The sequence below is a fragment of the Streptomyces sp. NBC_00102 genome, from assembly GCF_026343115.1.
In the GTDB taxonomy this organism is placed as follows: Bacteria; Actinomycetota; Actinomycetes; order Streptomycetales; family Streptomycetaceae; genus Streptomyces.
Genome location: NZ_JAPEMC010000001.1, coordinates 5,586,395 through 5,605,636, shown reverse-complemented (window position 1 = coordinate 5,605,636; position 19,242 = coordinate 5,586,395). Strand labels below are relative to the sequence as shown.

Annotated in this window: 17 protein-coding genes; 7 read left to right on the top strand and 10 right to left on the bottom strand. The window is 71.3% G+C overall.

Going from position 1 to position 19,242, the window contains the following annotated elements:
* The first annotated feature begins 14 nt into the window (after positions 1-14).
* A complete protein-coding gene (locus OHA55_RS24970; protein WP_266709889.1) occupies positions 15-1,238 on the top strand; it encodes a serine protease in 1,224 nt (407 codons plus the stop codon).
* 114 nt (positions 1,239-1,352) lie between these two features.
* On the opposite strand, the gene hflX is transcribed toward OHA55_RS24970, so the two are convergent.
* From hflX to miaA, 6 genes are all read right to left on the bottom strand, one after another.
* A complete protein-coding gene (hflX, locus tag OHA55_RS24965; RefSeq protein ID WP_266709888.1) occupies positions 1,353-2,873 on the bottom strand; it encodes a GTPase HflX in 1,521 nt (506 codons plus the stop codon).
* A gap of 128 nt (positions 2,874-3,001) precedes the next feature.
* On the bottom strand, positions 3,002-4,516 hold the full coding sequence (locus OHA55_RS24960) for a M1 family metallopeptidase (RefSeq protein WP_266709887.1): 1,515 nt from the start codon (positions 4,514-4,516) through the stop codon (positions 3,002-3,004).
* A gap of 101 nt (positions 4,517-4,617) precedes the next feature.
* Positions 4,618-6,606 carry a bifunctional (p)ppGpp synthetase/guanosine-3',5'-bis(diphosphate) 3'-pyrophosphohydrolase gene (locus OHA55_RS24955; RefSeq protein ID WP_266709886.1) on the bottom strand — a complete coding sequence of 663 codons (1,989 nt, stop codon included), beginning with the start codon at positions 6,604-6,606 and terminating at the stop codon, positions 4,618-4,620.
* Between the two features lie 148 nt (positions 6,607-6,754).
* The gene (dapF, locus tag OHA55_RS24950; protein ID WP_266709885.1) at positions 6,755-7,630 is read right to left on the bottom strand and encodes a diaminopimelate epimerase; all 876 of its coding nucleotides are present in this window, start codon (positions 7,628-7,630) and stop codon (positions 6,755-6,757) included.
* 33 nt (positions 7,631-7,663) lie between these two features.
* A complete protein-coding gene (locus OHA55_RS24945; protein WP_266711127.1) occupies positions 7,664-8,101 on the bottom strand; it encodes a hypothetical protein in 438 nt (145 codons plus the stop codon).
* Between the two features lie 107 nt (positions 8,102-8,208).
* Positions 8,209-9,147, bottom strand: a complete 939-nt coding sequence (gene miaA, locus OHA55_RS24940) for a tRNA (adenosine(37)-N6)-dimethylallyltransferase MiaA (RefSeq protein ID WP_266709884.1) — start codon at positions 9,145-9,147, stop codon at positions 8,209-8,211.
* Positions 9,148-9,307: 160 nt separating this feature from the next.
* On the opposite strand from miaA, the gene OHA55_RS24935 reads away from it, so the two are divergent.
* Positions 9,308-9,604 (top strand): antitoxin, encoded by a 297-nt coding sequence (locus tag OHA55_RS24935; protein WP_266709883.1) that lies wholly within the window; start codon positions 9,308-9,310, stop codon positions 9,602-9,604.
* A gap of 114 nt (positions 9,605-9,718) precedes the next feature.
* On the opposite strand, the gene OHA55_RS24930 is transcribed toward OHA55_RS24935, so the two are convergent.
* Complete coding sequence (locus OHA55_RS24930) at positions 9,719-10,438, bottom strand: class III extradiol dioxygenase subunit B-like domain-containing protein (protein WP_266709882.1); 720 nt, start codon at positions 10,436-10,438, stop codon at positions 9,719-9,721.
* 61 nt (positions 10,439-10,499) lie between these two features.
* Entirely contained in the window at positions 10,500-12,029 is a 1,530-nt protein-coding gene (gene miaB, locus OHA55_RS24925) for a tRNA (N6-isopentenyl adenosine(37)-C2)-methylthiotransferase MiaB (RefSeq protein WP_266709881.1), read from the bottom strand.
* 93 nt (positions 12,030-12,122) lie between these two features.
* Here miaB and OHA55_RS24920 point away from each other — a divergent pair, with 93 nt between their 5' ends.
* Positions 12,123-13,121: a TAXI family TRAP transporter solute-binding subunit gene (locus tag OHA55_RS24920; protein ID WP_266709880.1), complete on the top strand. Its 999-nt coding sequence runs from the start codon at positions 12,123-12,125 to the stop codon at positions 13,119-13,121.
* A gap of 15 nt (positions 13,122-13,136) precedes the next feature.
* Here the strand turns inward: OHA55_RS24920 and OHA55_RS24915 are convergent, their stop codons facing one another.
* Both OHA55_RS24915 and OHA55_RS24910 read right to left on the bottom strand, forming a co-directional pair.
* The gene (locus OHA55_RS24915; RefSeq protein ID WP_266709879.1) at positions 13,137-14,531 is read right to left on the bottom strand and encodes a HAMP domain-containing sensor histidine kinase; all 1,395 of its coding nucleotides are present in this window, start codon (positions 14,529-14,531) and stop codon (positions 13,137-13,139) included.
* Positions 14,532-14,546: 15 nt separating this feature from the next.
* On the bottom strand, positions 14,547-15,239 hold the full coding sequence (locus OHA55_RS24910; protein ID WP_266709878.1) for a response regulator transcription factor: 693 nt from the start codon (positions 15,237-15,239) through the stop codon (positions 14,547-14,549).
* A gap of 385 nt (positions 15,240-15,624) precedes the next feature.
* On the opposite strand from OHA55_RS24910, the gene OHA55_RS24905 reads away from it, so the two are divergent.
* The 4 genes from OHA55_RS24905 (at position 15,625) to OHA55_RS24890 (ending at position 19,144) form a co-directional block, all read left to right on the top strand.
* Entirely contained in the window at positions 15,625-16,410 is a 786-nt protein-coding gene (locus tag OHA55_RS24905) for an amino acid ABC transporter ATP-binding protein (protein WP_266709877.1), read from the top strand.
* Between the two features lie 32 nt (positions 16,411-16,442).
* Positions 16,443-17,366: a glutamate ABC transporter substrate-binding protein gene (locus tag OHA55_RS24900; protein WP_266709876.1), complete on the top strand. Its 924-nt coding sequence runs from the start codon at positions 16,443-16,445 to the stop codon at positions 17,364-17,366.
* 147 nt (positions 17,367-17,513) lie between these two features.
* Entirely contained in the window at positions 17,514-18,161 is a 648-nt protein-coding gene (locus OHA55_RS24895) for an amino acid ABC transporter permease (protein WP_266709875.1), read from the top strand.
* Positions 18,158-19,144, top strand: coding sequence for an amino acid ABC transporter permease (locus OHA55_RS24890; protein WP_266709874.1), 987 nt, complete (start codon positions 18,158-18,160; stop codon positions 19,142-19,144). The genes OHA55_RS24895 and OHA55_RS24890 overlap by 4 nt, the downstream gene beginning before the upstream one ends.
* The last annotated feature ends 98 nt before the right edge of the window (positions 19,145-19,242 follow it).

Below are 19,242 nucleotides of genomic sequence, written 5' to 3'. Positions count from 1 at the left end.
AGGGGGATCACCAGATGCGACCCATTCACCCGATCGATGCCACCCGGAACGGGAGGGGCGGGCGCCGCAGGGCCTCGTCCGTGCTGGCGGCCGCCGCGCTCGCGACGGCACTCGCCCTGACGGCGACCGCCTGCGGGCCCGAGGACGACGGCGCGGCCAAGGAGCCCACGAGTTCGGCCGCGGCTTCCTCGGACGGGAAGATCGTCATCCCCGACGAGCTGAAGGACCGGCTCAAGGAACACGGGATCGATCTCGACAAGTGGCGGAACGGCGAATGGAAGAACTGGGACAAGGACCAGTGGCTCCGTGAGGCCAAGGACTACGTCAACCCGATCATCGAGAACCTCTGGAACCCGGAGCGGATGCGGGACGCCGACAATTCCCCGGAACAGCCCGTCGCGGACGACATCTCGGGCGACGAGGGGGTGACGGACCCGACCCCCGCCGTACGGGAGGCCACCGAGGCGCACGCCCCGTACCACGACAGTGTTCCGGAGAGCGGCAAGCTGCTGTTCGACGGGCCGGAGGGCTCGATGGTCTGCTCCGCCACCGTGGTGAAGGACCCGGCGCACCCGGGCAAGTCGAACCTGGTGTGGACGGCCGGGCACTGCGTGCACGCGGGCAAGGACGGCGGCTGGTACCGCAACATCGCCTTCGTCCCCGGGTACAACGACAGCGCCATGGAGACCTCGAAGCTGGAGACCGCTTCCAAGGAGGAGATCGCTCCGTACGGCGTGTGGTGGAGCGACTGGGCCTCCACCTCGGACCAGTGGATCGCGCAGGGCGCGTCCACGGGTGGCCAGGGCGCCCCGTACGACTTCGCCGTGCTGCACGTGACGCCGGAGACCGGAGCGTCGGGCAAGTCGCTGGAGGAGACGGTCGGTTACGCGCTGCCGGTCGACTTCGACGCCCCCGCGGTGTCCGGGATCTCCTCGCTGACGGCGACCGGTTACCCGGCCGCTCCCCCGTACGACGGGCAGAAGGCGTTCCAGTGCGACGACACCCCGGGCAGGCTCTCGGTCTTCCAGGACCAGCCCACGATGTACCGCATCGGCTGCTCGATGACCGGGGGCGCCTCGGGCGGAGGCTGGGTCGGTGAGGGCGCCGACGGCAAGCCCGCTCTGTTCTCCAACACCTCGATCGGCCCGGTCACGGCGGGCTGGCTCGCGGGACCGCGCCTGGGCAAGGAGGCCGAGGCGGTCTACGACGGGGTGAGCAAGAAGTACGCGGGGCAGTGACCCTCGTGCCGGAGGCCCGGCCGTTCCCCGTGGGAAACGGCCGGGCCTCCGGCACGAGCGCGTCCAGCGCGATCAGTGGGCCGCGATCAGTGGGCCGCGATCAGTGGGCCGCGATCAGTGGGCCGCGAGGACGAACACCGCGAGCTCCGCGGCGAGTTCCTCGTGGACCCGGGCCTTGAGCAGGGTGCCCTCCGCCGTGTGCTCCTCGGAGATCACCTCGCCGTCGGCGTGCACCCGCGAGACCAGGGCGCCCTGGATGTACGGGACCAGGGCCTCGATCTCCACGGACGGCCTGGGCAGTTCGGCGTCGACCAGCGCGAGCAGCTCGTCGATCCCGGCGCCGGTACGGGCCGAGACGGCGATGGCGTGCGGCTCCGCGCGCAGCAGTCGCTGGAGGACCAGCGGGTCCGCGGCGTCCGCCTTGTTGATCACGACGATCTCGGGGACACCGGTGGCGCCGACCTCCCGGATCACTTCGCGCACGGCGGCGAGCTGCTCCTCCGGGACGGGGTGCGAGCCGTCCACCACGTGCAGGATGAGGTCGGAGTCGCCGACCTCCTCCATGGTGGAGCGGAACGCCTCGACCAGGTGGTGCGGGAGGTGGCGCACGAACCCGACCGTGTCGGCCAGGGTGTACAGCCGGCCGCTGGGCGTCTCGGCCCGGCGGACGGTCGGGTCCAGGGTGGCGAACAGGGAGTTCTCCACCAGGACACCGGCCCCGGTCAGACGGTTGAGCAGGGACGACTTGCCGGCGTTGGTGTAACCGGCGATGGCGACCGAGGGCACCTTGTTGCGCTTGCGCTCCTGCCGCTTGATCTCGCGGCCGGTCTTCATCTCCGCGATCTCCCGGCGCATCTTCGCCATCTTCTCGCGGATGCGGCGCCGGTCGGTCTCGATCTTGGTCTCACCGGGACCACGCGTGGCCATGCCGCCACCGCCGCTGGAACCACCGCCACCCATCTGCCGGGAGAGCGACTGACCCCAGCCTCGCAGGCGCGGCAGCATGTACTGCATCTGCGCCAGGGAGACCTGCGCCTTGCCCTCTCGCGACTTGGCGTGCTGGGCGAAGATGTCGAGGATCAGCGCGGTCCGGTCGACCACCTTGACCTTGACGACGTCTTCGAGGTGGATGAGCTGGCCGGGGCTGAGCTCACCGTCGCAGACGACGGTGTCGGCGCCGGATTCGAGCACGATGTCGCGCAGCTCCAGCGCCTTGCCGGAGCCGATGTAGGTGGCCGGGTCCGGCTTGTCGCGCCGCTGGTACACGGCGTCGAGCACCTGGGCGCCCGCCGTCTCGGCGAGGGCGGCCAGCTCCGCGAGGGAGATCTCCGCGTCGTGCACGGTCCCGGAGGTCCACACACCGACGAGCACCACACGCTCCAGGCGGAGCTGGCGGTACTCGACCTCGGTGACGTCCTCGAGCTCGGTGGAGAGGCCGGCCACGCGTCGCAGCGCGGCGCGCTCGGAGCGGTCGAACTGCTCGCCGTCCCGCTCTCCGTCGATCTCGTGGCTCCAGGCGACGTCCTCTTCCATCAGGGCGTCGGCCCGAAGGCTCTCGGTGGCACGTGCGGAGGCGGACTCCGTGGCGCTCTGCGCGTCCTGCGCGTCCTGGGGAAGGGAAGAAGAGGAGGTCATTGGATCCTTACGTCGAAGATTTCTCGTAGTGACTGTCACAACGCGTCACGTCCCCGGATGATTCCCGAAGGATTCCCGGGCCGGCCGCTTTGCCGACCCCTGATAGTGGCATGCGCCCTCCGCGCCCGTCATGCGGGTTTCCCCGTGGCGCCGGGGACCGGGTGCGGGGCCGGGGCGGCCGGGGCCGCCTTCTTCGGCGCGGCGCCGCGCCAGTCCGGGTGGCCGGGCATGGCGGGGGTCTTCGCCCCGTACAGCCAGCCGTCGAGGAACGCCGAAAGGTCGCGTCCGGCCTCGCGCGAGGCGAGCTCGACGAAATCGGCCGTGGTGGCGGACCCGTCGCGGTGCCCGCGCACCCAGGCCCGCTCCAGCCGGTCGAAGGCCTCCTCGCCGATCTCCTGGCGCAGCGCGTAGAGGACCAGGGCGCTGCCGTCGTAGACCACCGGCCGGAACAGGTCTAGCTTGTGCCCGGCCGCCGGCGGGGCGGGGCGGGCGGGCGGTCCGCCGGCCTCCCGCCAGGCGTCGGACCGGGTGTACGCGTCCCGCATGCGCCGTTCCAGGCTGGGGCCGCCCCGCTCCTGCGCGTAGCGGGCCTCGTACCAGCTCGCGTGCCCCTCGTTGAGCCAGAGGTCGGACCAGGAAGCCGGGGAGACGCTGTCGCCGAACCACTGGTGCGCCAGTTCGTGGACCATCACGGAGTCGACGTACCACTCGGGGTGGGTGTCCCCGGTGAAGAGCCGGCGTTCGAAGAGCGACAGGGTCTGGGTCTCCAGCTCGAAGCCGGTGACGGTGTCGGCGACCAGCAGCCCGTACGTTTCGAAGGGGTACGGGCCGACCTGGCGTTCCATCCACTCCATCTGGGCGGGGGTCCTGCTCAGCCAGGGCTCCAGGGCCGCCGCGTCGGCCGCCGGGACGACGTCGCGCAGGGGCAGGCCGCCGGGGCCGCTCCGGTGGAGGACCTCGGAGGTGCCGATGGAGACCTGCGCGAGCTCGGTGGCCATCGGGTGCTCGGTACGGAAGGTCCGGGTGACCGTGGCGCCCCGGTGGCCGAGACCGGCCGGCAGTCCGTTGGCGACGGCCGTGAGCTGCTCGGGGGTGGTGATCCGGAAGGTGAAGTACGCCTTGTCGGAGGGGTGGTCGTTGCAGGGGAAGACCCGGTGGGCGGCGTCGGCCTGACCGGCGAGGGCGAGGCCGTCAGCGGTGCGGACCCAGCCGCCGCTGTCCGCGCCCTGGTCGGGGTCGCTGGTGTGCCGGACGGTGATGCGTACCGGTACCCCGGCCGGCAGCCGTGCGGCCGGGGTGACGATCAGGTCCTCGTCCTCGCCGGTGAACCGCGCGGTCAGCCCGTTGACGGCGACCGAGCGGACCTCGCCGCCGGCGAAGTCGAGGTTGATCCGGTCCAGGGGCTCGGTGGTCCGCGCCCTGATGACGGTCACGGCCTCCAGCGGATCGGTGTTGCGGCCGCCGTAGTCGAGGGCGATGTCGTACGAGAGGACGTCGTAGCCCGGGTTGCCGAGCGTGGGGAAGAGCCGGTCCCCGATGCCGAGGGGGCCGCTCTCCACAGGGGCGGGCGGGGCGGCGGCGATCAGGCCGGCCGACGCGGCGGCCAGCAGGACGGTGCGCAGGCGGCGGGAGGTGGGCGGCATGGATCACCGCTATCAGCGCCCTCCGTCCCGGCGGGGGGCGACGCGCTGCCGGGCCACCCGAACGAGGTGGCCGGGCGGGCCGGGCGGCGGGAGCCAGGGCCTCAGGCGCGGCTGACGTCGTAGACGCCCGCGACGTCCCGCATGGCCCGCACGAGGGCGGGCAGCCTGTCCACGTCGGTGAGCTGCAACGTGTAGGTGTGGCGTACCCGTTGCTCGCTGGGCGGCTCGACGGTGGCGGAGACGATGGCCGCGTCGGCGGTCGCGATCGCCTCGGTGAGGTCGGCGAGGAGCCGGGGGCGCCCGAAGGACTCCGCGACGAGGGTGACCAGGCATTCGGTGGCATCGCCGCCCGGGTCACCGGCGTCGTGAGGGCGAAGGTCCGTCCCGGGCCGGCCCGGGTGCGCCTGGGGCCAGTCGAGCCCGCCGACCTCCCCGTCGCCACCGGTCTCGGCCCCGGCCTGTCCTTCGGCGTACGGGGCGTACCGGGCGTCCTCGGCGTCCTGCGAGGCGGCGTCCTCCGGGTGGGCGTCGAACCAGCCGGCGATCGCGATGCGCGCGGCGGGGGTACGGGCGTGGTCGAGCCACTCCCGGGAGGGCCCCGAGACGGTGTCGCGGGCGAGCAGCAGTTGCACGGTGTCGCCGTCGCCGAGGGCGGTGGCGAGGGTGGCGAGGCGTCCGTTGACCCGTGCGCCGATGCAGCGGTGCGCCCCGTCGCCGTACTGCGCGTACGCCGCGTCCACGCAGCTGGCGCCCGCGGGGAGGACAACGGTGCGGCCGTCGGTGCGGAAGACGGTGATCTCGCGGTCCTCCGCGAGATCGGCGCGGAGTGTGCTCCAGAAGGTGTCCGGATCCGGGGCGGACTCCTGCCAGTCGAGCAGCCGGGAGAGCCAGCCGGGCCGGGTGGGGTCGGCGCGTTCGCCGTCGGCCGGTTCGTCCCCGGCGGGGGCGGTGGCGTCCGGCGCGTACGGGTTGCCGAGGGCGACCACGCCCGCCTCGGCGACCTTGTGCATCCGGTGCGTACGGATGAGGACTTCGGCGACCGCGCCGCCCGGACCGACGACCGCGGTGTGCAGCGACTGGTACAGGTTGAACTTGGGGGCGGCGACGAAGTCCTTGAACTCGGAGATCACGGGGGTGAAACAGGTGTGGAGTTCACCGAGGACCGCGTAACAGTCCGCGTCCTCGCCGACCAGTACGAGGAGCCTGCCGAAGTCGGTGCCGCGCAGCTCTCCGCGTTTCATCCGGACCCGGTGCACGGAGACGAAGTGGCGTGGTCTGATCAGGACTTCGGCGGTGATGCCGGCCTCGCGCAGGGTGCCGCGGACATTCTGCGCGATGGTGTCGAGGGGGCTTTGCCCGCTCTCCGACTCGGCGATCAGAGTCTGGGTGTGCGCGTACTCCTCCGGGCGGAGGATGGCGAAGACGAGGTCTTCCAGCTCGGTCTTGAGGGCCTGTACGCCGAGGCGTTCGGCGAGCGGGATCAGCACGTCCCGGGTGACCTTGGCGATCCTCGCCTGCTTCTCGGGCCGCATCACACCGAGGGTGCGCATGTTGTGCAGCCGGTCGGCGAGTTTGATCGACATGACCCGCACGTCGTTGCCGGTGGCGACGAGCATCTTGCGGAAGGTCTCGGGCTCCGCGGCGTCGCCGTAGTCGACCTTCTCCAACTTCGTGACGCCGTCGACGAGATAGCTGACCTCCTCTCCGAATTCCTCGCGCACCTGATCGAGCGTCACCTCGGTGTCCTCGACGGTGTCGTGGAGCAGAGACGCCGTCAGGGTCGTTGTCTCCGCGCCGAGTTCGGCGAGGATCAGGGTCACCGCGAGCGGGTGGGTGATGTAGGGCTCACCGCTCTTGCGCATCTGGCCGCGGTGGGAGGACTCGGCGAGGACGTAGGCCCGGCTCAGCACGGAGAGGTCGGCGTCCGGGTGATGTGCGCGGTGCGCCTCCGCCACATGGCCGATGGCGTCCGGCAGTCTTCCCCGGGAGACCGGGCCGAGGAGTGCCACCCGGCCGAGTCTGCGCAGATCGATCCGGGGGCGGGAGCGTTTGCGGACGGGGACACCTGGACTGGCGGCCTCTGCACTCATGGGCACCTCCGGCGACGTCGACCGGCGGTGAGAGGCAGACCTTGATGTCCCCGGGCCGGTGCTTGATGCTACCGACCCCACCACGTACGGCAGTCCGCCTCTCGCGCAGCGTGAAGCGGATCACCCGTTCGAGCGAAAAGCGGTCGGGTTATCGACCGAGCACCGGTTCGAGCCAGTCCGCGTCGAGGACTCCTTCGGCGACGATGACGGCCGGACCGGTCATCTCGACGGCGCCGTGCGGGTGTTCGGTGATCACCAGCGTGCCGCCGGGCAGGTCGACGGTGTACTCGACGGGTGTGCCGGTCACCGCGGGGTCGATGCCGTCCCGGCGGGCGGAGGCCACGGCGACGGCGCAGGCGCCGGTGCCGCAGGACCGGGTCTCGCCGGAACCGCGCTCGTGCACGCGCATCGCGACGTGGCGGGTGCCCCGGCGGACGACGAACTCGATGTTGACGCCCTCGGGGTACACCGCCGCGGGGGTGTACGCGGGCTCGGCGAAGAGGTTTCCGGCGTGCGCCAGATCGTCCACGAAGGCGACGGCGTGCGGGTTGCCCATGTTGACGTTGCGCGCTTCCCAGCTGCGGCCGTCGACGGAGACGGTGGCCGACTCGGCGGGCAGCTCGGCCCGCCCCATGGAGACGGTGATGTCACCGTTCTTGGCGAGGTGCACCCGCTTGACTCCGCCGCGGGTCGCGACCGCCAGGTCGCCCTCCTCGACGAGCCCGGCGCGCTGGAGGTGGCGGGCGAAGACGCGGACGCCGTTGCCGCACATCTCGGCGATCGAACCGTCGCCGTTGCGGTAGTCCATGAACCACTCGGCCTCGTCCGCCATGGCCCGCGCCTCGGGGTGGGCCGCGGAGCGCACGACGTGCAGCAGCCCGTCGCCGCCGATGCCCGCCCTGCGGTCGCAGAGCCGCGCGACGGCCGCCGGGGGCAGGTCGAGGGCGTTGTCCGGGTCCGGAATGATCACGAAGTCGTTCTCGGTGCCGTGACCCTTGAAGAAGGTGATCTGCTCGGTGCTCACAGGGCAACTGTACGGGCGCCGGGACGCGCGCGGTCAGCGCAGCCGGGCCACGCGCCAGACGGCCAGGCCGACGAGGGCGAGGATGAGCACCCCGTAGAGCGCGATCACGCGCCAGTCGGGGCGGGTGCCGGAGCCCCTGGCGGGCAGACCGGGCCAGATGTGCCCGACGCGGCGGGCGGCCATCATGCCCCAGCCCGCGGCGCAGCCGCTGATCAGCAGGCCGAGCATGGCGACGACGGCTCCGCCGTCGCCGAACTCGAAGGCGAGCGGGAACGCGAACATCAGCGAGCCGATCGCGGCGAGCACCACGATCGGGGCGAGCTGCCAGATCCGCAGCCTGCGGGCCGGCCTGAGCTCGACCTCGACCTCGGGCGTCATCACGCTGTCGTCGGGCAGGTCCGAGTTGAGCGGATCGGCGGCGAGCCGCCTCTCCGCCGCCTCCCGCTCCGTGTCACGAGGGCCGGCCTCCATCGCCACGCGCCCTCCCGACTCGGACTTGCTGTATCGATCGATGCTCGATGATGGCACGCCCGCACGGGCGGAAAGGACGCGCGGGGCGTCCCGATGCCATCACGTGATCAGAGTGTGACCGCTCGTTCGACCAACGTCAGGGCGCGGTCCGGGAGTTCCTCCCGGTCGAGCTCGCCGCCGCCGAGCCAGTTGACCCGGGGATCACGGCGGAACCAGGAATCCTGGCGTCGCGCGAAACGCTTGGTGGCGCGCACGGTCTCGGCGCGGGCCTCGTCCTCGGTGCACTCGCCGGCCAGGACCGCCAGCACCTGCTGGTAGCCCAGCGCGCGGGAGGCGGTGAGTCCTTCGCGCAGCCCCTGGGCCTCCAGCGCCCGGACCTCGTCCACCAGGCCCGCCTCCCACATCCGGTCGACGCGCAGGGCGATCCGGGCGTCGAGCTCGGGGCGCTCGACGTCCACCCCGATCTGCAGGGCGTCGTAGACCGGTTCGTCGCCCGGGAGGTTGGCGGTGAACGGCTTGCCGGTGATCTCGATGACTTCGAGGGCGCGGACGATGCGGCGCCCGTTGCTGGGCAGGATCGCCCGGCCCGCACCCGGATCGGCGGCGGCGAGCCGCTCGTGGAGGGCGCCGGGGCCCCGCTCGTCCAGTTCCCGTTCGAGCCGGGCGCGCACCTCGGGGTCGGTGCCCGGGAACTCCAGGGCGTCGATGGTGCCCTTCACGTACAGCCCCGAGCCGCCGACCAGGATCGGGGTACGGCCTTCGGAGAGCAGCCGGTCGATCTCCGTGCGCGCGAGGCGCTGGTACTCCGCGACGCTGGCGGTACGGGTCACGTCCCAGATGTCCAGCAGATGGTGCGGTACGCCGTCCCGTTCGGGAAGGGTCAGTTTCGCGGTACCGATGTCCATGCCCCGGTAGAGCTGCATGGAGTCGGCGTTGACCACCTCGCCGCCGAGCTGCTGGGCGAGGAAGACCCCCAGATCGGACTTGCCTGCCGCGGTGGGGCCGACGACGGTGATGACGCGGGGGGCGGGAACTGGTCTGCTCACCGCCCCAGTCTCCCAAACCTCTCGCACCCCGCCGACCCGACCGTCCCCTTTGTAGGATTGCGCACCTTTTGTTCCTGACGAGTAAAATCGGCGGCACCGGACAGGAGTGACGGTGCGGGAGCAGGTTCGGCCCGACCGACCACGGCACGGAAGGTGACCCATGGGGTTCCTGGACAATCTGAAGGCCCGGCTGGGACCGGCCAAGGACAAGGTCGGCGACAAGGTCGGCGACCTCGCGCAGCAGCACGGGGGCAAGATCGGGCAGGGCCTGGACAAGGCCGCACGCACGGTCGACGAGAAGACCAAGGGCAAGTACAGCGACAAGATCCAGAGCGGTACGCAGAAGGCCAAGGACACGGTGGACCGCCTGGGTCACAAGGACGCGCACGGCCAGGGGCCGACAGGCTTCGACGGCACGGGCGGCACCGGCGGTACGCCTCCGCCGCCGGCCCACTGAGGCCGGTCGGCACTCGTATCCGCAGGGACGGCCGCGGGGCCCGACTCCGCGGCCGGCACCCGTTCGGGTGAGGCGGCTGCCCGGACGGCGGCCGCGGACGACGGCCGCGCGGGCTCATGACCAGGCGGCGACCGTGTAGCCCACTCCGTACGGCGCGTCCTCGTACAGCGACCGGCCCGCGAGGCCCGCCCCGTCCGCGGCGCCGGCCAGTACCTGCCAGGGGGCCCGGCCCGCCGCCTTCAGTGCGTACGCCAGGGGGGCGTCGAGTTCCGCGAGGGCCCGCACGTCCGCCTCGCCCAGGGCACGGAAGGCGACGGCGTCGAACCCTTCGGCGCGGGGGTCCAGATAGCCGGGCGCCTTGACGGTACGGCAGGCGCTGCCGTCGCCCATCACCAGCAGAGCCACCCGGCCCTCGCGCTCCGCGAGCCCCCGGCCGGCCTCGGCGCAGCGCTCCGGGGAGAGGGGTTCGCCGACGCCGAGCCCCTCGACGGGGGAGGCGGTCCAGCCGGCCTCCGCGAGCAGCCAGGCGCCGACGGTGAGCGAGGCGGGCAGCGGCCGGGAGGACGCGTCGCCGTCAGGAGCCTCCGGACCCAGCCGGACGCCGAGGTCCACGCCGAACCCGAGGAAGTCCCCGGCGCTCCCCGAGGGGAAAGCGCCCCGCCCGCCCTCTTCGGCGGGCCCGACCACGATCAGCAGATCGGGGCGGGCCCGTGCCAGGACGGCGAGGGCTTCGGCACAGGCTGCCCGGACCGGATCGAGCTCGGGGGCGGCCCCGGCGGCGACCTCGGGGACCAGCAGGGGCGGGCAGGGGCTCACGGCGGCGGCGACAAGCATGCCGGTCAGCGTACTGGCCGCCCCTCGCGCGAGCGGCGGCCCGTCCCGTGACGCCGGGTGGTCAGTCGCAGCCGCAGCCCGGTGCGGAGGCTGCGGCCAGGGGGGCGGGGGCGCCGATGGTGGGCAGGCCCAGCATCACGCCCGCGGGCTTGGCCGCCGCCGCGGCGGTCCGCTTCTCCCAGGCGTCGCCGGACCGGGTGGAGCGCACGGCGAGCGTGGCGCCCTCGGCGAGCAGGTGGTGCGGGGCGGCGTAGGTGATCTCGACGGTCACCACGTCGCCGGGGCGCACGGTGCCCTCCGGCTTGGTGAAGTGGACCAGGCGGTTGTCGGGGGCGCGGCCGGAGAGCCGGTGGGTGGAGCCGTCCTTGCGGCCCTCGCCCTCCGCGACCATGACCTCCAGGACGCGGCCGACCTGCTTCTTGTTCTCCTCCCAGGAGATCTCCTCCTGGAGGGCGGAGAGGCGCATGTAGCGCTCCTGCACGACCTCCTTGGGGATCTGCCCCTCCATGTCGGCGGCCGGGGTCCCGGGGCGCTTGGAGTACTGGAAGGTGAAGGCGTTGGCGAAGCGGGCCTCGCGCACCGCGTGCATGGTCTGCTGGAAGTCCTCCTCGGTCTCGCCGGGGAAGCCCACGATGATGTCGGTGGAGATGGCGGCGTCGGGCATCGCGGCGCGCACCTTCTCGATGATGCCGAGGAAGCGTTCCTGCCGGTAGGAGCGGCGCATGGCCTTCAGGATCGTGTCCGAGCCGGACTGCATCGGCATGTGGAGCTGGGGCATGACGTTCGGCGTCTCGGCCATCGCGGCGATCACGTCGTCGGTGAAGTCGCGGGGGTGCGGCGAGGTGAAGCGGACGCGCTCCAGGCCCTCGATCTTCCCGCAGGCCCGCAGCAGCTTGGAGAACGCCTCGCGGTCGCCGATGTCGGAGCCGTAGGCGTTGACGTTCTGGCCGAGCAGCGTGATCTCGGAGACGCCCTCGTCGACCAGGGCCTCGATCTCGGCCAGGATGTCGCCGGTGCGGCGGTCCTTCTCCTTGCCGCGCAGGGCGGGCACGATGCAGAAGGTGCAGGTGTTGTTGCAGCCGACCGAGATGGAGACCCACGCCGCGTAGGCGGACTCGCGGCGGGTGGGGAGCGTGGAGGGGAACGCCTCCAGGGACTCGGCGATCTCGATCTGCGCCTCCTCCTGGACGCGGGCGCGCTCCAGCAGGACCGGGAGCTTGCCGATGTTGTGCGTGCCGAAGACCACGTCGACCCACGGGGCCCGCTTCACGATGGTGTCGCGGTCCTTCTGCGCGAGGCAGCCGCCGACGGCGATCTGCATGCCGGGGCGCTTGGTCTTCATCGGGGCGAGCCGGCCGAGGTTGCCGTAGAGCTTGTTGTCGGCGTTCTCACGGACCGCGCAGGTGTTGAAGACCACGACGTCGGCGTCGCCGTCCGCGTCCTCGGGTGCGCGGACGTAACCGGCGTCCTCCAGCAGGCCCGACAGCCGCTCCGAGTCGTGGACGTTCATCTGGCATCCGTACGTACGGATTTCGTAGCTCTTGAGTTCTTGAACGTCCACTGCGAGGCTCCGGTCGCTGCTGCTGGTCATCCCTCAAGGGTAGGCGCTCCGGGAAAGACCCCTCCCCCGCCCGTCGCGGCCGGCTCTGGTCAGCGCGGGCTCCAGGCTGGCAGGATCGCGGCCATGTCCCCGACCGGCCCGTCCCCCACCCGCCGCCGCCTGCTGCGCGCGGGCGCCGCCTCGGCGGTCTCGCTGGGGCTCCTGCTCTGGTGGGTGCTGCCGCTCGACAGCCCGTCGCCCCGCGGCTCCCTGGTCTTCTCCACCGGGGTGCGGACCGGGGTGTACCAGCTCTACGGGGAGCGGCTCGACGGCGCGCTCGCCACGGACATGCCGGGGGTGTCCATACAGCTGCGCACCAGCCAGGGCTCGCAGCAGAACATCGAGCGGGTCGCGGCGGGTGAGGCGGACTTCACCATCGCCACCGCCGACGCGGTGGCGACGTACCTGCGCGGGGGCAGGCCCGGTGCCCGGCGGCTGCGGGGCTGTGTGCGCCTCTACGACGACTACGTGCAGCTGATCGTGCCCCGTTCCTCCTCCGTGCGCACCGTCGCCGACCTGCGCGGCAAGCGGGTGGGCGTCGGGCAGCTCGGGTCCGGGGTGAAGCTGGTCGCCGACCGGCTGATGACCGCCGCGGGGGTCGATCCGGCGAAGGGTGTCACCCCGGTGACGGCGGGGATCGACACCATGCCGTCGCTGCTGGTGGAGGGGAAGCTCGACGCCTTCTTCTGGTCCGGCGGGCTGCCGACCAACGCGGTCCAGCAGTTGTCGCGGCGGACCGACGTCCGGCTGGTTCCGTTGCAGGACGAGCTGATCCGCCGGCTCCAGGCGGCGGGGGGCTCGACCCGCTACTACCGCGCCGCCGTCATGCCCGCGGACGCCTACCCGGAGATGCAGCGGGGGCAGTCCGTGCCCACGGTCGCCGTCGCCAACCTGCTGGTGACCACGGACCGGACGGACGCGGCGATGACCGAGGCGTTCACCCGTACCGTCATCGACAGCCGGGACCGGATCGGGCGGGAGGTGCACTCGGCGCAGCTGGTGGACCTGCGGACGGCCATCTACACCGATCCGCTGCCGCTCCACGACGGCGCCCAGCAGTACTACCGCTCGGTCAAGCCCTGATCGGCCGGGGGCCCGTCAGTCGTGCGGGGCGTCGCGGGGTACGGAGACCGTGACCCGCAGTCCGTGGGGGTCGTTGCGGCCGTAGCCGATCGTGGCGCCGCCCGCCGCGAGCAGCACCCGGGAGATGGACAGCCCGAGGCCGGAGCCCCGTACGTTCTGGTGACGGTTGCTGCGCCAGAAGCGGTCGCCCACCCGTGCCAGCTCCTCGTCGGTGAGGCCGGGGCCCCGGTCGGCGACGACGACGGTGGAGACGGCGCCCTCCACGGCGACCGACACCGTCACGTCCTGGCCGGGCGGGGTGAACTTCAGCGCGTTGTCGATCACCGCGTCCAGCGCGCTGGAGAGGGCTATCGGATCGGCCCAGGCGGTGACGGCGGGGGCACCGTCCTGGGTGAGGCCCACCCCCTTCCCGTCGGCGACCGGATGCCAGGCGGCGACGCGTTCGGCGGTGAGGGCGGCGACGTCGGTGAGGGCCAGGTCGGCTTCGGCGTGCTCGGCGAGCGCCAGGTCCAGCAGGTCGTCGAGGACCTGGGCCAGCCGCTTCCCCTCCAAACGTACCGAGGCGATCTCCTCGTTCCCGTCGGGGAGTTCGAGGGCGAGCAGCTCGATCCTCAGCAGCAGTGCGGAGAGCGGATTGCGCAGCTGGTGGGAGGCGTCCGCGACGAACGCCCGCTGCTGTTCAAGGACTTCCTCGACGTTGTCGGCCATCTCGTTGAACGAGCGTGCCAGCCTGCGGAGTTCGGGCGGACCGCCGCCCTCCACCACCCGGGAGCGCATCCGGCCGCGCGCGATGTCGTGGGTGGCGGCGTCCAGCGTGCGTACCGGGAGCAGCACCCAGCCGGTGAGCCTGATCGCGGCCCCTACCGCCACCAGCATCGCCGCGGCCTCACCGAGGGCGATGATCAGCCAGCCGTGCAGGACGCGGGCCCGCATCTCGTCGGTGGGCGAGTCGATGACCACGACGGCGACCACGTCCCCGTCGCGCACGACGGGTGAGGCCACGACGATCCGGCCGCGCTGCCAGGGCCAGACCTGGGGCGGGTCGTGGGAGCGGCGGCCGAGCAGCGCCTCCTGGAAGGCGGCGCGCCCCTCGCCCTCCCGGGGCAGGTTCCAGGCGGACGGCGCCTTGGCGAGGTAGCGGTCGTCGCGGTAGAAGATCCCGGCCCTGATTCCGTACACGTCGGCGTAGGCGTCGAGGTCCGCCTGGAGGGTCCGGCGGCGTTCGTCGTCGGGGGCGACCGGTTCGCTGATGAACTGGGCGAGCGCGGCGAAGCGCGCGGTGTCGTCGATGCGGTCGATGACGACCTGCTGCTGCTCGGCGCGGGCCACGCTGATCGCGAGGGGAAAGCCGAGCGCGAGCAGCACGGCGGCCATGAGCACGATGAGCAGGGGCAGCAGGCGGGTACGCACCGGAGCGGCGGATCCTCAGACGGCCGGCGGGACGAGTCGGTAGCCGACTCCTCGCACGGTCTCGATGAACGCGGGCAGCCCCAGCTTGGCGCGGAGCGAGGCGACGTGCACCTCCAGCGTCCGGCCCGTCCCTTCCCAACTGGTCTGCCACACCTCACTGATGATCTGCTCGCGCCGGAACACCACTCCGGGACGCTGGGCGAGGAGGGCGAGGAGGTCGAACTCCTTGCGGGTGAGCTGGACTTCGGTGCCGTCGACGCTGACCCGACGGGTGGGCAGTTCGACCCGTACGGCCCCGAGCAGCAGCGCGGCGAGCGGGATCGGCGCGGTGTCCTCGTTGCTGGTGGTGCGGCGGGCGACGGCATGGATGCGGGCCAGCAGTTCGCCGGTGTCGTAGGGCTTGGTGACGTAGTCGTCGGCGCCGAGGTTGAGCCCGTGGATGCGTGAGCGCACGTCGGCGCGGGCGGTGACCATGATGACCGGAGTGGTGGTGCGCTTGCGGATCCGGCCGAACACCTCGTAACCGTCCTGGTCCGGCAGCCCGAGGTCCAGCAGGATGACCCCGAAGGGGTCCCGCTCGGCGGTGAGCAGGGCCCGCAGGGCCTCCTCGCCACCGCGGGCGTGCACGACCCGGAAGCCGTGGCGGGCGAGCACGGCGGACAGGGCCGCGGCGACGTGGTTGTCGTCCTCGACGAGCAGCAGTCTCACTGGCCCTCCTCTCCGTGTTCCGACGGTTCCGGTACCGTCGGCGGTCGCTTCGCGGCATTACAGGGCGTCACCCCCAGGGGGAGACGATAGACGCCGTTCGCGCTCCCCGGTACGCGTGCGGGACGTACCGCCGGCCTCCGGTCCGGCGCTCCGTCCCTCCGGGCATCAACGCCGACGCCCGGGTCCCGAGTCAAGTCCTGGCCCGTTACGACGGGGTTTCCGTTACGCACCCGGTACGCCCCGCGCACCGGGCAGCCGTCGCGCTTCACGGCGCGCGACCGGGGAATGCCGGATCGTTATCCTCAATTCTCGCTCAGATCTGCTGACGGTCATCGCGCTGCGTCACTAGTGTCCTAGCCACCCGAGGAGGACGGAGCTAGAGCCGATGAGCGGAGTTTCAGTGACGAAGGCCGCCGAGGACGCGATACCCGAGGCGAGCGACCTTGTCGTACTGAGCGACGTCAACAAGCACTTCGGCGCGCTGCATGTGCTCCAGGACATCGATCTGACCATCGCCCGGGGCGAGGTCGTGGTCGTCATCGGGCCCTCCGGGTCCGGCAAGTCCACGCTGTGCCGCACGATCAACCGCCTGGAGACGATCGATTCGGGATCGATCACGATCGACGGCAGGCCACTGCCCCAGGAGGGCAAGGAACTCGCCCGGCTGCGCGCCGATGTGGGCATGGTCTTCCAGTCGTTCAATCTCTTCGCGCACAAGACCGTGCTGGAGAACGTCGTGCTGGGCCAGGTAAAGGTCCGCAAGATCGACAAGAAGGTCGCGGAGGAGAAGGCCCGGACGCTGCTCGACCGGGTGGGCGTGGGCGCGCAGGCGGACAAGTATCCGGCTCAGCTCTCCGGTGGTCAGCAGCAACGCGTGGCCATCGCGCGGGCGTTGGCGATGGACCCGAAGGTCATGCTCTTCGACGAGCCCACGTCGGCGCTCGACCCGGAGATGATCAACGAGGTTCTCGAGGTCATGCAGCAGCTGGCCCGGGACGGCATGACGATGATCGTCGTCACCCACGAGATGGGTTTCGCCCGCTCCGCCGCGAACCGCGTCGTCTTCATGGCGGACGGAAAGATCGTCGAAGAGGCCGCGCCCGAGCAGTTCTTCAGCAACCCCCGCAGCGACCGGGCCAAGGACTTCCTGTCGAAGATCCTCCACCACTGACGACAACGACCTACGACAGAAGGAAAGTTCAGATGCAGCTCCGCAAGTCGGCCGCCCTCGCGGCCATCGCCGTCATCGCTCTGACCGCCACCGCCTGTGGGGGCAAGGAAGGCTCGGCCGGGGACAAGCCCGCCGGCACCAAGCCCGGTGCCTCCGACGCGCCCGCCCTGCCCACGTACACCGTCGCCACCGGGGTCGACCTGGACTCGCCGGCCTTCAAGGAGGCGAAGTCGCGCGGCAAGCTGATCATCGGCGCCAAGGCCGACCAGCCGTACCTGGGCTTCGAGGACCAGTCCACGAAGGAGCGGTCCGGCTTCGACATCGAGATCGCCAAGATGGTCGCCGCCGACCTCGGCTTCTCGGAGAAGCAGATCGAGTGGAAGACCGTCGACTCCGGCATCCGTGAGACGGCCATCTCCAAGGGCCAGGTCGACTACTTCGTCGGTACGTACACGATCAACGACAAGCGCAAGCAGCTGGTCGGCTTCGCCGGTCCGTACTACAAGGCCGGCGCCGACCTGCTCGTCCGCAAGGACGAGAAGGCCATCACCGGCACGGACACGCTGAAGGGCAAGAAGGTCTGCTCGATCGTGGGCTCCACCCCGCTCCAGGAGATCAAGAAGCCCGAGTACGGGGCGAGCGTCGTCGAGCTGGCCAAGTACTCGGACTGCGTGCAGCAGCTGCTGACCAACCAGGTCGACGCCGTCACCACCGACGACTCGATCCTCAAGGGTTACGCCGCGCAGAACCCCGAGAAGCTGAGGGTCATCGGCAAGCCCTTCACCGAGGAGCCCTACGGCGTCGGCCTGAACAAGGACGACAAGGTCCTGCGGGACGCGATCAACGACTCGCTGGAGAAGCACATCCAGGACGGCTCGTACAAGAAGATCTACGACGCGACCCTCGGTCTGTCCGGCTCGGCGTACACCGCCCCGCCGGCCATCGAGCGCTACTGACGGCACGCCGCCCGGCGTCACTTCCCCGACGCCGGGCGGCCCCGCCCGCCCGACCCGTCCCGTACGCATGCCGCCGCCGCCCAGCGGGGGCGGCGGCGTGCGCGACGCCACCGCCCCGATGCCGCTGACAGCCGACGCGGAGACCTCATGAACGTACTGCTCGACAATTTCCCGGAGTTCCGCGACGGCTTCATAGGCACGGTGTCGATCACGGCCGTCAGCTCGGTCATCGCGCTGGTGCTCGGCGTCGTCCTCGCCGGCATGCGGGTCTCACCGGTGCCGCCCCTGCGGTTCTTCGGCACGGCCTGGGTGACGCTGCTGCGCAACACCCCTCTGACGCTGCTCTTCCTGATCTTCTTCTTCGTCGTGCCGCAGGTGTTCTTCTCCGGCCTGAGCCCGTTCGTCCTCGGCTCGCTGGCACTGGGCTTCTACACCTCGTCGTTCGTCTGCGAGGCCGTCCGCTCCGGCATCAACACCGTGCCGCTCGGCCAGGCCGAAGCCGCGCGCTCGATCGGCATGTCGTTCCCGCAGACACTGCGGCTCGTCATCCTCCCGCAGGCGACCCGCTCCGTGATCCCACCGCTGAGCAGCATCTTCATCGCGCTCACGAAGAACTCGGCCATCGCCGGAGCCTTCAGCGTCGCCGAACTCTTCGGCTGGCAGAAGCTCATGAGCGACCGGGGCTACTCGATCACCCCCGTCTTCATCTGGGTCGCCCTCGGCTACCTGGTCGTCACCTTTGTCATCAGCGGTCTCTTCCGGCTGCTGGAGCGCCGTATGGAGGTCGCCCGATGAGTGCCAGCGTTCTCTACGACGCGCCGGGCCCGAAGGCCGTCGTCCGCAACCGCGTCTACGCGGTCGTCGGTGGCGCCGCCATCGTGGCGCTGATCGTCTTCGCCATCAAGCGGCTGTCGGACACCGGCAACCTCGACGCCGGCATGTGGGACATCTTCAACTACGCGGGCATCCGGCAGAACATCGCCGACGCGGTGCTGGCCACGCTCAAGGTCTTCGGCCTGGCCGCGGTCGGCTCGGTCGTCCTCGGCGTGGTGCTCGCGGTCGGCCGTCTCTCCGACCACCGGCCGGTGCGCTGGCTCGCCACCACGTTCATCGAGCTGTTCCGCTCGATCCCGCTGCTCATCACGATCTACGCGATCTGGGTCGGCTTCCTGACCGACTACTCGATGTGGGCGCTGGCGCTGGGCCTCTCCGTCTACAACGGCTGCGTCCAGGCCGAGGTGCTGCGGGCCGGGATCAACTCCGTCCCCCGGGGCCAGAGCGAGGCAGCGTACGCGCTGGGCATGAGCAAGACGCAGGTGATGCTCGGCGTGCTGATGCCGCAGGCCGTGCGTGCGATGCTGCCGACGATCATCAGCCAGCTGGTGGTGACCCTCAAGGACACCTCGCTCGGCTACATCATCCTGTACCCGGAGCTGCTCCAGACCGCGCGCCTGATCGCCTCCAACACCCTGGTGGACGGCAAGTACCCGTACGTCTCCACGATCGTCGTCATCGGCACGATCTACGTGACGATGTGTCTGCTGCTGTCGGCGCTCGCGACCTGGATCGAGAAGCGCGGCAGGCGGGCGAAGACCGGCATCGCGGTCGCCTCGGCCGCCCCCGCCGCGGGCATCGACGCGCCTGTCGCGGCACTCGGCGTCCCGGCCCAGCGGCCGGGGGGCGCAGGGGGCGCGGACCTTCCGCCGGCCACCGGTACGGTCGCGACCGACGGGACCGGAGAGCCCGGAGGGGACACCGGGACCGCCAAGACGCCGTAACGGGCGACTCGGAGCGGGGAGCATTCGAGGCAGCGGCGCGTGCGCCGCTGCCTCGCTCGCTTGACGCGGGCACCCCCAGTGGGTTGCATACGTTCTGT

What these genes read in the sequence shown, in the direction of transcription:
- OHA55_RS24970 (WP_266709889.1), top strand. Translation starts at nt 15, where the DNA reads ATGCGACCCATTCACCCGATCGATGCCACCCGGAACGGGAGGGGCGGG.
- hflX (WP_266709888.1), bottom strand. Translation starts at nt 2,873, where the DNA reads ATGACCTCCTCTTCTTCCCTTCCCCAGGACGCGCAGGACGCGCAGAGC.
- OHA55_RS24960 (WP_266709887.1), bottom strand. Translation starts at nt 4,516, where the DNA reads ATGCCGCCCACCTCCCGCCGCCTGCGCACCGTCCTGCTGGCCGCCGCG.
- OHA55_RS24955 (WP_266709886.1), bottom strand. Translation starts at nt 6,606, where the DNA reads ATGAGTGCAGAGGCCGCCAGTCCAGGTGTCCCCGTCCGCAAACGCTCC.
- OHA55_RS24945 (WP_266711127.1), bottom strand. Translation starts at nt 8,101, where the DNA reads ATGGAGGCCGGCCCTCGTGACACGGAGCGGGAGGCGGCGGAGAGGCGG.
- OHA55_RS24935 (WP_266709883.1), top strand. Translation starts at nt 9,308, where the DNA reads ATGGGGTTCCTGGACAATCTGAAGGCCCGGCTGGGACCGGCCAAGGAC.
- OHA55_RS24930 (WP_266709882.1), bottom strand. Translation starts at nt 10,438, where the DNA reads ATGCTTGTCGCCGCCGCCGTGAGCCCCTGCCCGCCCCTGCTGGTCCCC.
- miaB (WP_266709881.1), bottom strand. Translation starts at nt 12,029, where the DNA reads ATGACCAGCAGCAGCGACCGGAGCCTCGCAGTGGACGTTCAAGAACTC.
- OHA55_RS24920 (WP_266709880.1), top strand. Translation starts at nt 12,123, where the DNA reads ATGTCCCCGACCGGCCCGTCCCCCACCCGCCGCCGCCTGCTGCGCGCG.
- OHA55_RS24905 (WP_266709877.1), top strand. Translation starts at nt 15,625, where the DNA reads ATGAGCGGAGTTTCAGTGACGAAGGCCGCCGAGGACGCGATACCCGAG.
- OHA55_RS24900 (WP_266709876.1), top strand. Translation starts at nt 16,443, where the DNA reads ATGCAGCTCCGCAAGTCGGCCGCCCTCGCGGCCATCGCCGTCATCGCT.
- OHA55_RS24895 (WP_266709875.1), top strand. Translation starts at nt 17,514, where the DNA reads ATGAACGTACTGCTCGACAATTTCCCGGAGTTCCGCGACGGCTTCATA.
- OHA55_RS24890 (WP_266709874.1), top strand. Translation starts at nt 18,158, where the DNA reads ATGAGTGCCAGCGTTCTCTACGACGCGCCGGGCCCGAAGGCCGTCGTC.